This window comes from Bdellovibrio sp. HCB2-146 (genome assembly GCF_047345725.1).
Taxonomy (GTDB): domain Bacteria; phylum Bdellovibrionota; class Bdellovibrionia; order Bdellovibrionales; family Bdellovibrionaceae; genus Bdellovibrio.
In genome coordinates, this window is record NZ_JBLEQP010000001.1 from 620093 (window position 1) to 633255 (window position 13163).

Annotated in this window: 14 protein-coding genes; 7 read left to right on the plus strand and 7 right to left on the minus strand. The window is 44.5% G+C overall.

Annotation, left to right across the window (positions count from 1 at the left end; genetic code table 11):
* Positions 1-17: 17 nt before the first annotated feature.
* A complete protein-coding gene (locus ACLWOR_RS03095) occupies positions 18-386 on the plus strand; it encodes a hypothetical protein (protein ID WP_413939201.1) in 369 nt (122 codons plus the stop codon).
* Here ACLWOR_RS03095 and ACLWOR_RS03100 read toward each other — a convergent pair.
* A complete protein-coding gene (locus ACLWOR_RS03100; protein WP_413939202.1) occupies positions 383-1267 on the minus strand; it encodes a LysR family transcriptional regulator in 885 nt (294 codons plus the stop codon). The two genes, ACLWOR_RS03095 and ACLWOR_RS03100, sit on opposite strands and share 4 nt — an antisense overlap.
* A gap of 81 nt (positions 1268-1348) precedes the next feature.
* On the opposite strand from ACLWOR_RS03100, the gene ACLWOR_RS03105 reads away from it, so the two are divergent.
* Together ACLWOR_RS03105 and thpR are read left to right on the plus strand one after the other, a co-directional pair.
* Positions 1349-2326 carry a TerC family protein gene (locus ACLWOR_RS03105; RefSeq protein WP_413939203.1) on the plus strand — a complete coding sequence of 326 codons (978 nt, stop codon included), beginning with the start codon at positions 1349-1351 and terminating at the stop codon, positions 2324-2326.
* A 78-nt stretch (positions 2327-2404) separates the two neighbouring features.
* A complete protein-coding gene (gene thpR / locus ACLWOR_RS03110) occupies positions 2405-3010 on the plus strand; it encodes an RNA 2',3'-cyclic phosphodiesterase (protein ID WP_413939204.1) in 606 nt (201 codons plus the stop codon).
* On the opposite strand, the gene ACLWOR_RS03115 is transcribed toward thpR, so the two are convergent.
* The gene (locus tag ACLWOR_RS03115; protein ID WP_413939205.1) at positions 3011-3397 is read right to left on the minus strand and encodes a hypothetical protein; all 387 of its coding nucleotides are present in this window, start codon (positions 3395-3397) and stop codon (positions 3011-3013) included. It lies immediately after the preceding gene.
* A 150-nt stretch (positions 3398-3547) separates the two neighbouring features.
* On the opposite strand from ACLWOR_RS03115, the gene ACLWOR_RS03120 reads away from it, so the two are divergent.
* Positions 3548-4300, plus strand: coding sequence for a hypothetical protein (locus ACLWOR_RS03120; protein ID WP_413939206.1), 753 nt, complete (start codon positions 3548-3550; stop codon positions 4298-4300).
* Here ACLWOR_RS03120 and ACLWOR_RS03125 read toward each other — a convergent pair.
* Complete coding sequence (locus tag ACLWOR_RS03125; RefSeq protein WP_413939207.1) at positions 4297-4857, minus strand: hypothetical protein; 561 nt, start codon at positions 4855-4857, stop codon at positions 4297-4299. The two genes, ACLWOR_RS03120 and ACLWOR_RS03125, sit on opposite strands and share 4 nt — an antisense overlap.
* An 80-nt stretch (positions 4858-4937) precedes the next feature.
* Positions 4938-6536 (minus strand): hypothetical protein, encoded by a 1599-nt coding sequence (locus tag ACLWOR_RS03130; protein ID WP_413939208.1) that lies wholly within the window; start codon positions 6534-6536, stop codon positions 4938-4940.
* Between the two features lie 263 nt (positions 6537-6799).
* Here ACLWOR_RS03130 and ACLWOR_RS03135 point away from each other — a divergent pair, with 263 nt between their 5' ends.
* Both ACLWOR_RS03135 and ACLWOR_RS03140 read left to right on the plus strand, forming a co-directional pair.
* Entirely contained in the window at positions 6800-7231 is a 432-nt protein-coding gene (locus ACLWOR_RS03135) for a hypothetical protein (protein ID WP_413939209.1), read from the plus strand.
* A 131-nt stretch (positions 7232-7362) separates the two neighbouring features.
* Positions 7363-8184 carry a hypothetical protein gene (locus tag ACLWOR_RS03140; RefSeq protein ID WP_413939210.1) on the plus strand — a complete coding sequence of 274 codons (822 nt, stop codon included), beginning with the start codon at positions 7363-7365 and terminating at the stop codon, positions 8182-8184.
* A 63-nt stretch (positions 8185-8247) separates the two neighbouring features.
* Here ACLWOR_RS03140 and ACLWOR_RS03145 read toward each other — a convergent pair whose 3' ends face one another.
* The 3 genes from ACLWOR_RS03145 to ACLWOR_RS03155 all read right to left on the minus strand — a co-directional run bounded on the left by ACLWOR_RS03145 (position 8248) and on the right by ACLWOR_RS03155 (position 12093).
* On the minus strand, positions 8248-10707 hold the full coding sequence (locus tag ACLWOR_RS03145; RefSeq protein WP_413939211.1) for an alpha/beta hydrolase family protein: 2460 nt from the start codon (positions 10705-10707) through the stop codon (positions 8248-8250).
* Between the two features lie 136 nt (positions 10708-10843).
* Entirely contained in the window at positions 10844-11188 is a 345-nt protein-coding gene (locus ACLWOR_RS03150; RefSeq protein WP_413939212.1) for a DUF3995 domain-containing protein, read from the minus strand.
* 80 nt (positions 11189-11268) lie between these two features.
* Entirely contained in the window at positions 11269-12093 is an 825-nt protein-coding gene (locus ACLWOR_RS03155) for a GNAT family N-acetyltransferase (protein ID WP_413939213.1), read from the minus strand.
* A 176-nt stretch (positions 12094-12269) separates the two neighbouring features.
* On the opposite strand from ACLWOR_RS03155, the gene ACLWOR_RS03160 reads away from it, so the two are divergent.
* Positions 12270-12983 carry a hypothetical protein gene (locus ACLWOR_RS03160; protein WP_413939214.1) on the plus strand — a complete coding sequence of 238 codons (714 nt, stop codon included), beginning with the start codon at positions 12270-12272 and terminating at the stop codon, positions 12981-12983.
* Positions 12984-13163: the final 180 nt, after the last annotated feature.

Consider the following 13163-nt stretch of genomic DNA (forward strand, 5'->3'; position numbering starts at 1 on the left):
CCTACGAAAGGATTTTTATGAAAGCCGCTATTTTTGCCGTTGCTTCCCTTATCAATTTTTCCGCTCATGCAGCCGTTATTGGCGTGAACAGCAATATGTTCATGGCTTCTGGCGCTGGCACTCAAAACTACTTTGTCAACTTGAACAAAATCATCGCTGAAGTTAAAAAAGTTTCTTCCGCAGAATTGGGCCTTTTCTCTTTTGCTGGCGCGACAGTCAACACTGAAGCTGGAACTATTCGTTACACTTTCCAACGCATGGAAAAATCAGACCTTGTTGAAGTGTGCTGGTCACAAGTTTCTTTCACAACTAAAGAAGAAACAGTAGCTGGCCCTGTTGTTTCAGATGTGAAAGCTCAATTGGACTGCTACAAAAACCAAGATTAATCCTCGATCTTGAAGTTCTTCATCAAGCTAGCCGCAATAGGATTTTCAATCCGGCGGCTAGCAGATGTCAGCCAGATTTCTTCCTTCACTCCTGGCAAGTCTCCGATAATTTGGATCTTCTTTTCTTTAACTAATTCGTTCACCGCGTGACGAGCTACTGGGATCAGCCCCACTCCTTCTTGCCCTAAAAGAAGTTGCAAACTTGAATCTTGAGTTTCTGCAACAACATCCACTCGCAGTTTATTCACTGTAAAGAAATGATCCAGATCTCGGCGCAGCTTACTGTGAGTCGTTGGCATCACAAACGGTTGGCCTTCCAACGACGCCGGAAAGTTCCTTTTAAGTTGTTTGAATTTTTCTGAACCACAGACGACGACATCCAGCTTGCCGATCGAACGTGCATAGAGTTTTTGATAATCCACCGACGGTGTATAGTTTGAAACAAGCAGATCCATCTTGTGCGCCGTCAATTCCCGGAAGAGTTCTTCCCCTTTGCCTTCAAGAACCGAAACCATGCAATTGCCCGCCTTGTAGGCCGCCAAAAGCACTTCGCGTGTGATATGCTTCGGCACACTATCAAGCGCTCCGATTTGAAAATGCACACGATTGTTCTGCAAACGATCCGACAACGCCTCTACCATTTCATTCCCTAAACGGAACACCTGATCGGCATACTCGTAAGCCACTTTTCCTGCCTCGGTCAAAAATAGACGCTGCTTCTTGCGTTCAAAAAGCTCTTGGCCAATGCTCTCTTCAAGTTGTTTTAACTGCGTGCTAAGGGACGGCTGTCCTACACGGAGCTTTTCCGCCGCTTTGGCGATACTGCCTTCTGTCGCAATCACATAGAAATACTGAAGATGGTGATAGTTAAGCCAGCTCACATTTACCTCATCGTTTTTGTCGAATAACTTATTAAAGATTATCTATTTTTCGAATAACTGAAAAGAGCTTATTGTGGACTCATGGAAACAACATTACTTTTTCCCATTGCAGAATATTGGTGGTTTTATTTAGCCTTCGTGGGCTTTGTTATGGCGATGCTAGCCTTGGACCTAGGTGTCTTTCATAAAGAGTCACACACTGTAGGTTTTCGCGAAGCGACGATTTGGTCTCTCGTTTGGGTGACTATTGCGCTGCTATTTAATGCGGGCCTTTACTATTACACCCTCGACAAGTTTGGAAGCCCGACCGTCGCCAAACAGGTGGGTCTGGAGTTCCTGACCGGTTACGTGATTGAGAAGTCCCTCTCCATCGACAATATCTTCGTCTTTGTGGTGGTCTTTAGCTTCTTTGCCATCCCTTCTAAATATCAACACCGTGTCTTGTTCTACGGTATTCTTGGAGCGCTGATTTTCCGTGCGATCTTTATTGCTCTCGGCTCAGTCCTGATGCAGTACAAAGCTGTCGTGATGGTCTTTGGTATATTCTTGTTGATCACAGGCTTTAAGATGATGTTCCAACCAGACAAAGAAGTAGATCCTTCTAAAAACTGGGTGATTCGTCTGCTTAAAAAATACATCCCGATCACACATCAACTTGATGGCCCCCACTTCTTCCATCATGAAAATGGTCGTAAGTATGCCACACCTCTGTTTGTGTCATTGGTATTCCTGGAGTTCACTGACATTATTTTTGCCGTCGACTCGGTTCCTGCGATCTTTGCCATCACAAAAGAACCAATGATTGTCTTTACATCGAATATCTTTGCCATCCTTGGCTTGCGTTCGTTGTACTTCTTGTTGGCAGGCGTAGTTGGCAAGTTCCACCTGTTAAAGTACGGACTGGCGCTGGTATTGATCTTTGTCGGCCTTAAAATGGTATGGCTGAACGATCACTTTGATGGCCACTTCCCAATTACGTGGTCCCTGGCAATCATCGCCCTGCTTATTGGTGGCTCTGTTGCTGCTTCACTGCTTATTAAACCAAAACCCCACTCTTAAGTGGGGTCCCTCCTCGACAATTAAAAAAATATTTAAAAAGTCTTAGGTGAAATCGTCGTCATGCCCTACAATAAAAGCATGACGACGAAAAGACTGTTTTTCGCTCTAAATGCCACAGATCCTCTCTCTAAAAGCTTCCTTCCTATTTATAAGAAAATAAAAATCAACGCGGATAAGAAAGAAATCTCTGTTAAATGGGTTCCTACAGAGAACTTTCACATCACGGTGAGTTTCTTAGGCGATAGGGATATCGAAGACATTCCTCGGATCACCGAAGTTTTAAAACGCGTCTGCACGGAGTTTTCGCCCTTTGATCTCAAAGTGGAAGATGTCGGTGCATTTTCAAATGAGCATGATGCCCGCGTTTTATGGTTGGGAATTCAAAACAAACGTGCGCTTAATGAATTTAAAAACAAGCTGGATCTGGAACTGCAAGCGGAAGGACTTTTTGGCGGAGAGATGCGAGATTATCGCCCTCATCTGACTTTCGGTCGTCTGCGAAATCCTCGCAGTGTGAAAGATATGATCTCGCCATTTAAAAGAAAAAGCTTCGGAAAAATTCAAGTATCAGAAATTGTCTTGTATGAATCGACTTTGCAGGGAGCCTTCCCTGTTTACACGCCTCTCTTGCGCTGCCCGCTGACGGGTCCTACGCAAGAGATCGAGTTGATGCCAGAGCTCTAATTAGCGAGCCCAGCCGCTGAAACGAACGATGATGCGGCTGCTGTACAAATCAAATACCAGATCTGAATAGTAGCTGCCTACCCAAGGTGGTTGGAAAATCATACGCGTTGTACATTGCTGACCCGGATTCAAAACCACGGGGCAGTTTGTGTATACTTGCCAGCCGACTCCCGTCCAAGTGATGTTACGGATGTTTGTTGGTTGCGGTCCGTTTGCCGTCAAAGTCAAATCCATGTACGAGCTTGAATTTACAAAACGTGATCCGAAGCTGTATTGATAATACTGATCAGCAGATGGTTTTACATCAATAGAAAGTCCTTCGGCCTGCGACGCAAAAGACAATGCCGGAGCCAAAACCAATGCGATAGCTAAAATAAAGCGTTTCATAGAAATTACCTCCAATACTTAAAAGTCTGAGAGAAGATCTTTTGCGAATCAACCTCATTCGCAGGTAGGACTCTGCGACATTTTGCGAACACTTTGTAAAATTGTCTCCGCCCCTGTGAAAACAAGGCGTTCTTTGTTAAAAAGTACCCCATGAAACATGTCTTTTTCGCTGTCACAGCCAGTCTCCTGTTTTCATCTCTTTCTTTTGCGCAAGTGAGTTTGCCGGAGTTTCAAGAAATCACGAAAGCCTTTCATGCCGAATACGATGCGGAGTTGGCTGCTCAGAACGCTGTTTTATTTATCAATCGCCCTCCCAGTCCCCAACTTCCGAATTACTGGTGGGATCTGGATTACACGCACGCTTCTTACTCGACCTACACTCAAGGAAAAATTCGGGAACACAATTTATTTATTTTTGGCGGATTCTCACGGATCAAAGGCATGACCCAAGATGCTTTGATCACAACTGTCTGTCATGAGTTGGGTCACGGCATTGGCGGAACACCACTCAAAAAGAAAAATGAACCAGAACCGATTTCCACTGAAGGACAATCTGATTATTTTGCCACTCGCTCCTGCATCGAACGTATCTATAAGCGCATGACGCCGGCTACAAAAGTCACGGCGGTCAGCGAATATGTCGAAAATCTTTGCCGAATGAATTCGCGCTCAGCTGATGAGATGACTTTTTGTTTGCGTGCGTTTCAAGCCCTGGAAGTGGAACGCCTTTTATTCAGATCACAGGGTAAAGAAACTTCTTATGAGGTAAAAGATCCAACTGTAGTGACGGAAATCAATCATGAGCAGACGTTTTATCCGTCAGCCCAATGTCGTATCGATACAATGGTTGCGGGAATTTTAAAACAAGAACGCCCACGTTGTTGGTGGGCGCCGGAAAACTAGTTTGCTGCCGGAGATGGCGCGGGAGCTGGAGCGATCGTTGCTCCGCTTGTAGCTGGTGGTGCTGCGGGAGCAGTTGCCGCCGTTGGAGCAGCGATTGAAGTTGTCGGTGTGCCAGAGGCTGGATAAACGATGGCACGCGCTGGTTTTTGCAAAGCACCCGTCCCTGCTTCTACCACGTATTTCACACCGCGTTCATCTACCACTGAAACCGTATCACCCTTTGCAAAAGCAAAAGACTCGACTTTGATTTCTTGATTTTCCACAGCAAGGTTTGGATTCAGATCTTTGATATAGAGATCCGTTTCCCATTTATTTTTTTCCGCTGAATCTTCTTTGGAGATCATCTGCAATTTAAGCAGACAAAACTTCTCTGTGCTGCCTTCGCAATTTGTTTTTGTTGTCTTAAGTGAATATTCCACGCCGTCTTTTTTGAGAGATTTCATTTGTTCGGCAGGAAAGCTGGGAGCCGGGGGACGTTCACGATCTCGAGATCTGCGGCGTTTTTTTGCTTCCGCATGAACGGAAAAAATCATCAATACTACGATAATATACTTCATGCACCCCTCGATTCTATAAAGCACCTCTCATCCTAAGGGCTCAAAGTCGGGAGCGCAATCATGCATCGAAAAAATCTGAACTAAATCCCAAAAATTAATGAACACTGAGGCGCAGGTCCCGAATGTTCTTGGATAAATTTAATATGGTCTACAAGCAGTTTGCCTGAACCTTTGTCTGGGTTAAAAGAACCTGCCTCCATCGTTTTTTGTAGACTGGAGAGAAGTTGTTGGCGCACTTCGTTTCGCTCTGAAGGTGGTGTCAGTTCGAGCAAGAGTTTGGGTAAGTTTATATTCTTCTCATGAGTTAGGCGGAAGATCACCGCTAGTCCCGAGCCCAAGCCTTCTCTGATAAGTGCTTGATAAAAATCTCTTAAAAATCTGTTTCGCAGTTCTTGATTCGGTCCGCGGAATAGCTCTTCGTAGTTGATACCAACGTGGCTTTCATGTTGGCGTTCAACCAAATACTGCAAAAGACCTTGATAAATTTCTGGCGTGATTTTGCTGGCGCTGGCGTGCATCGGTCCATAAAAAACGACATATGAATACATTCGCATCAAACGCGCGTTCTTCATCATTTCCAAGACATAACGGGGCTCGCTGGCAGCGAGCTTTTCCAAAAAACTTTGATCCTGTTGTCCTTCGTGGGCAATGATAACTGGCAACAAGAGATCACGAACTTCTGAAGAATAAAAATCCCAGTTCTCCATTGCCATTCGATAGAGGTATTCTTTGTCTCCGACATTTTGTATAACTTGACGAACAGATTCAATTGGTTGTTTCCGGGCATTCCTGCCTAAGGCACTTTGCACGGCAAAGAAATCCATGAATCGGAATTCTCTTAGATCAATTGGAATTTTGAAGGTCGTCGGAATTTCAAAATTTCTATCGATTGCGACTTCCGGCAACGTTTTTTCTTCAAGTTTGGAAATCTGCTGAATTGTTGCTTTGGTTTTTTCTTCAAAAATTTCAATTTCTTTTATTGTTAAAACAGGACTTAATGCCGCCTTAAAATCGGCCAGAGAAATGCTCAAGAGAGTCTTTTTAAACTTGCTAGAAATGACTTTGACTCCCCAAAGACCGATCGAAGCATCAGCTTGAAATGAACGCGAGTGATCGATCGCGACCAAACGCCCATCTGTTCCCATCACGGCATTATGGCCGCTGTAAACTTCCCGATCTTTGTTCGCAATTATCTTGTCAAAAATTTGGATATCACCGATTCGCGCCGTATTGTATTCATGATCCTTAGGAAGATTTCCGACCCAAGAGTGCGCCGGATAAAACAACTGGATTGAAAAAAGCTTGCCGTTGACCTCTCGTAAAACAGTGAGCGGAACCATATTCAAACCTAAAACTCGGTCGACCACGTAAGCAGCGTATTCATAATGCAAACTTCGTGGCACCTTTGATTCTGCTTCTTTCATGAAACCAAAAATATTATTTCCAAAATCAACAAGGTAAGACGGTGATGTTTTTGTATTCACGCGGGCAACACGGTTCACTGGGGATGTGGTTAAAATCTTGATCAGTTGTTCTTCGAACTGCTGAGCTTCTACCACCCGACCTGATTCACGCAATCGCCAAATCACGCCCTGTGGGTGATCCACAGAGGAAACAGTTGCTCCAGCCACTGCTGACAGAAATCCAATCCAGGCCGTAACTAAGAAAGCGCGAAGCATGTGATCTCTTTTCTCAAAATGAGACAGCGTCGGTTTTGGCCATTCGCTGTCAAAGTCATTCGCAAAACAAAGCTCTCAGAGTCATTTAATAAAATCTGAGCATTGCCATTTTCTTATAGTTCTGAGAGAGCAAATTTGCGGCCGGGTATTCGTCGCTCCGGTACCACTAAACAAATATTTTGTTTCAATTCTGGAAATTTGAGTCTCTTTCATTGGGAGCTAGGGATTCTTTGCTGTAACATACTGCTATAAGAGGTGCCGAGATGCCAAAGCTCATGACACGTTGTTTGTATGCTGCCGCTTTTATTTTATCGACCATCATCACCAATGCCGCTTTCGCTGATGAGGCAGATGAAATGGCTGCTGCCATTGAGAAAACACAAAAAGATATTTTGAATGAGCAAACTCGCGCGAACATGGCGAAGGAATCTCCTGAGGGCACCAAGGCTGCTGAAAAAATCAAATCACTTGCTGGCAGTTCAGCGAACGAACAGGAAATGTATGGCCTAGCCTCTGATGTCCTTGGAAATATGAAGGGACTCACGCAAGAGCAAATGATGCAAGTTATTCAGCAAGCCCAAAAAGATCCAGAGGGTTTTCTTAAAACTTGGACCCCTGAACAGCGCAAAAAGCTAGAGGACCTCTCTGGGAGATTGCCTGCATCTAAAGCTGAATCTAAAGCTAAAAAGCCCTAAAATCGCAATCAAATCGCATTGGCTCAGTTTTGTTAGGAGATATTAAGGGTTTTTCCTTTCAGTTCCCGCTATTTTGAATTCCAGATTCGGCATCTAAATCGCATTGTTGTGCCGAGAATGGAACTTCAGCTATGAAAACGAAACTATCGCTATCTCTGACGCTTAGAAAAGCCGCTTTGGGGCTCATGTCTCTTCTATTGACAGCGGCCTCATATGCTCAGGCCCTGACCTATGTTGATGATCGTGGTTTTGCTAAAGACGCCGGGATCACTGAAGTCTTAAATTTGTTGGATCAATCCCAAAGCCCCAATGAGGTGACTCAAATCATCGAATCATCCACTGTACCTGCGCTTTATAAAATCACTGATCTGCGATACGCGGACGACTACGAAAAAATCACAATGCCACTTTCCACATGGAGAAAACTCGCTCAGTACTTTGCCTATACCGGCTATCAAGCGCGCTTGATTCATTCTATTAACGGCCCTCGTTCGTTGGCTGCCTTCTATGTAACAGACCTCGTCGATTGTGTAACCAAACGCTATGAGTGCAGAGTGAAATTCGGTGACGATATCGAGATGAACTGGGGATATATGTTCGGACTTATAAATAAAAAGACGATCCCTGCAGAAGTTCTTTTTCAGGAAGCCACGGGCTTCGTCAACAGTCAGTTGTTATTGGCCAACTCTGACTTTTGTAAACTTATGGAACAAGGACTGACCCTTCCCGAGATCAATAAATTCTACGAGGCGATAGGATTTTTAGAAAGCGTGATGCCCTATACTCTCGCAAATCAGAGACCGAGCGCTGCTCGCATAGTTCAAGAAGTCCAAAAGTGTAAACCAGCTGTTTCTTATGAACCGGACCGATTCTATCGACATGAGTATTTACAGAAAGTTAAATGCCAAGAGCAAGGTAACCGCATTGTCTGCAAGGAATTGGGACAGCGGTGATCTTGATTTATGAAAAGCAAAAACCCGCTCGCGCGGGTTTTTATTTCCGTTGTAGACCACATGCTACTTACTCGAAACTTCCTGATTGGATTTGGATTGGGTTGGCGCATTCTTGACGTATTTATCAAACCAGCTCAGCATTTCATAAATCTGCTGCTCGTTCGTCTCTCGAGCCGTATACCAGTGCGGTTCGTGGGGAAGCATAACGAGTCTGACTTTGCCACCATTGCCCCGAATCGCCTCATATAAAAAGCTTGCTTGCATCGGTGTTGTCCCAGGATTTGCATCGTCTGCGCCATGCACAAGCAAAAGTGGCGTCTTGAGTTTATCCGCATAGAAAAACGGCGACACTTTCTTGTAGACATCAGGTGCTTCCCAAACAGTTCTGCGCTCGTTTTGAAATCCAAATGGCGTTAATGTTTTATTGTAAGAGCCACTGGTTGCCACACCCGCCTTGAAAAGATTGGTATGAGCCAAAAGATTCACCGTCATCAGCGCTCCATGACTGTGCCCTGTTACACCGATGCGTTCTGGATCTGCGACTCCTAATCGGACTGCTTCATCAACTGCGGCCTTTGCATCTGCAACCAGTTGATCCGTGTAGGTATCGTAAGCTTTCTTAGGATCACCCACGATCGGGAACGACGCGCGATCAATAATTGCATAACCCGCCATCAAGAGCAGTCGATACCCACGCAATCTTGTAAATGTATATTCAGACCCCTGAACCTGACCTGCTTTTGAAGCATCGGCATAATCAAGAGGATACGCATACAAGATCGTTGGGACTCGAGTGCCCTCTTTGTAACCTGGAGGAGTATAAAGCGTGAATGAAAGATCCACGCCATCGGCGCGTTTGTACTTCACTAGACGTTTTTTAATTTGTCTCACTTGCGGCACTGGATCTTTGATTTTCGTGAGGGCCGTTTTTGATTCTACTCCCAGAACCCGCCTGTAGACATTAGGAACATCATCCGGAGTTTGATACCACGTCAGAATGTTACGTTCATCTTCGCCTGGGAACGAGAGGAAATATTCATAAGACGTTTTTCCACTTTGAAAAAGTCTTTCTGTCTTAAGTGAAGTGAGATCTAACTTATCCAGGAATGGACGATCACCCTCTGGCGAAGAACCATAACCATCCAGAAAAATCGAATTCTTATCTTGGCGAATAACTGCGAACCCATTGCTCAATGTGCGCAAGACAGGTTGGCCTGGATCGGCGTAGAGTTCGTCACTTGAAAGGTCCCACAAAATTTTCTTTTCTTGTTTCGGATTATCAAAGTTGACGATAAAAGTTCGATTCCAGTGTTTGTTGTGATCGTACTCTGATAAAAGCGCGATTTCTTTATTCTCAAGCCATCTGAAACCATTATAACGCTGTTCCGTTTTAAAAACTTCCATCGGCGCGGCTGTAAAAGGTGCCGACAATGTCATGATCTTATCGCGGGCTGGAACTTTCACATTCCAATCACCACCATCTAAAGCTTCGGCCCAAATGAGTGTTGCTCCGCCATGAGGTCGCCAAGAAAAATCGCGAGGCCCCAACGGTTCTCCATGAATGGGAACACGATCTGCCAACGGAATATCCGCAATCAAAGCCCGCGTGATCTTTTTGGGATTGGAAATATTTAAAACTTCCACCTTACTGGGGAACCGGCTGTAAGTGACAATGTATGAGTAGGGTCTGACGATCGTTCTTGTAAAAACATGCACGCCATCTGGGGCCGTTAAAACATCATCATACAGAGCGGGCTTATCAATAAGAGTCAGCTTCTTACTTTCAACATCGACAATCGCCAATTGAGACAGACCGTAATAGTCAAAAAGCTTTTCATCGTTTTTATTGTTGAGAGTGTCACGTTTTTCATAAGTACTGCTTTGACCTTTTTCGCCGGTCGACTCTTGGATCACAGGTCCAATGGAGCTCCCTTCAAGCTTGGGAGCAGGTCCCAATTTTTTTGGAACTAATTTTACTGAAATTCTTTTTTGGTCCGGCATCCAGCGCGCATCATCTCCAAACATCTGGTTTAATTTTACCCCAGGAACACGGGCAATTTTCGCCGTTTTTGCATCACCAATCCAGAGCTCAACTGCGTCTTTAGTTTTGTTTCTGAAAAAGAATCTCTTTCCATCCCTTGCCCAAACAGGTCGATCAGTACAAGCAAGTTTGGAAATGTCGACGTTTTTTTCACTGCCGTCGGCAACAGTCACAATAGAATAGCCGCGTGCACAGGATGGAATTCCATAGCCTCCGGGAGTGTCGTGTTTGCTGTAATTTTTCGGTTGAAGGCGAACACCGGCAAGGCGCAAGAAAGGTTCTGCCACACGTTCAATGGAAGGATATTCTTGCATTGTCACAAGCATGATTCGATCTTCTGTTGGACTCATCATCGGATACGGCGTTGCCGGAGCCTGCATGATATCGAGAATTTCTTTTGGTGGTTGATTGTATTCTGATGCGGCTCCCGCAAGGCAGGAACTCAATATCAGTCCTGCAATGACTAGTGAATGAAAATTCATGGCTGCTCCCATTGTTGAATCTTTTTTCATCGTTAATCGTAACACCATAAGAATTTTTAGAAATAAAAAAAACCACCCGTTTCCGAGTGGCTTTTGACTAGCTGCGCGCCAAGAAGGTACGGCGTACCTGTTTCTATCAAAGTCCGAATAAAATGTAGCTTAATGCAAGCACAATGCAGAGTGGACTATAAATGATTCGATTATTGCGCACAAAAACCTGAGTCCATCTTTTCTCAATCATCGGAAGATTACCTCCTACCCCTCTAATCATGAGTGGCAGAGCAATAAAAAAATTGAACCATGAGTAGTTATTAAACCGAGTACCAAACAAAATGTTTTCGGTAAAAAGAGGCACGATTCCAGCCAAAATTAAAATAGATGCAACGAAATAACAGGAATAAATCGAAGGAAACTGATTTCCGCTGACCAAATACTTTATCAGTAAGACTTTGCCGATCGGTTCCCGGCCAATTTCCACCATGTCCCCAATAAATATGAATAAGAGCTAAAGCAAACATCACGATGAAAATTAAAATCGACATAGTCGGCATCTTGTAACTTTCAATAAAACCGCGAATGCCAAGTCTGACGCTTGTCCTGACTCTCTGTGAATCCAAGGCTTTTATAGAACGAAATTGCGGGAAGACGAGTGTCTTCCACCTTGAGATAGACTCTTCTCTTCTGGAGAGCGGCGGCTTCAACGAAGATTTGCTCCATGAGCTTTTTTGCGAAACCTCTGCGAAGAAAAAGTTCATGAGTTGCAAATCGATTTACCTCTAGAGCCTCATCGGATTCGTAAATCTGCGCTGCCGCAACAAATTCACCATCGCACTTCACGCCTCGAATTGTTTTCGATTCAATCCACTTTTGTGCTTCATCCACTGAGACTGGGTGCAGATGATTGAGAACTTCAGCAACACTCTTTGCATCTGCCAATGAAACTAGATCTGATTCTAATGGGTAACTTCGATCATTCAATGATCGCTCAAAATAAAGAAAGGTCTGACACTTTTCAGAAAACCCTTCCTCTCTTAAAGTCTCATTCACTTCTAAATCATGACTGGAAATATCGAAACGAAGTCTGTGCCCCACAGGAAACGATGTCGTCGATTTAAAAACATTCAGCAACGAAGAGGTGATCTGCCGACGATTATCAATGTTAGGCTGGATATAAAGCTCAGCTAAACTCCATTCAGAATTTTGAGTGAAGTTTCTAATGAACCCCAGAATTTGCCCATCAGCCCCGCGGATTAAATACCAAGACTTTGCGGCATTAGGACCAAAATACTCAATTTCATCTTCAATGCTAACGGTATATCCCGCAGATTCGCTAAGAACGTTCTGCATTTCCCGAAGCACATCAAGAGTAATAGACTGAATTTCCATCCGCGTATCCTATGACGATTAGTGTCTTCTGGCTAGGCCTTCGAGTGGCGCATTAGTTGCAAATTCGCCCCTTACATCATTCTTAAGTGTTTTACGCCTTAGATGGGAACATCAAGGTGTCTAATTCATATTCACGGGTGGTAGTTTTTACTAATGCTTTGAATTGAGGGTTTACTGTGAAAAAGCGAATTCAGTTTTTGGTTCTAGTTTTTATGGGCAGCTTCATCTGCTGGCTCCCGTCTACGACTCTGGCGGTTGATTTCAATAAACCCACTGTTCATTTCATTGATTTCGAAAATACTCACTGGGCATGGAGGAAGCCTGACTATCCCGGTGCAGGCTATCCAAATGGTAGAACCTGTTTCATGGGCGACCCAGAAGTTTCGCCGCTGTCTAACCAAGTGGTTTACAGACTTCAGGCTACCTTCGACGCTAAGTTTAGAACCTACAAAATGAAAATCTCGGCCTTTCACGTAGTCGGCAAAACCGTTATTAAAGATCCTCTCAATACAGGTGATTTCCCTGAATTTAAGAAGTCATATCTCGAAAACTGTACAGGTGAAGTTGTTGAGTCCGCTTTCACAGGACATGAGGCGAGTCTCTCCTTCACTCGAGTCGTTGACGACGGCTCCGTGCCGCCAACTTTTGATGTCGTACTCGGCGAAAGCGAAGCGGACTTGAAGGTGCTAAACGAGATCTATAGCCCGCTATTTAAAGACATGAAAGCAAGATCAAATCACGTAACTTTCTACTTTTCGTTCAACTCTAATGAATACGGAAATGTTGATCGCAACGATCCTGTTGCCTTCATGGCAAAAGCAATCGCCCTCGCAAAAAAAGCGAAACCTGATACGGTGAGTGGAATTTCTATCGTTGAAGTTTACGACTAGGGCCACACCTGGTACCAAATCACCACGAAAGTAAGCAGGTACCTGCGAAGCGAACCCCGAAGGGGCAGCGCTCCCCACAAATAAAAAAAGCCACCTAGATGGTGGCTTTTTTTATTCCCGCGCTCCGAGAGCCGAGGTTGATCAAAAGTGGTCAGGCGCAAGGAGGAGGGTTCCGGGAAG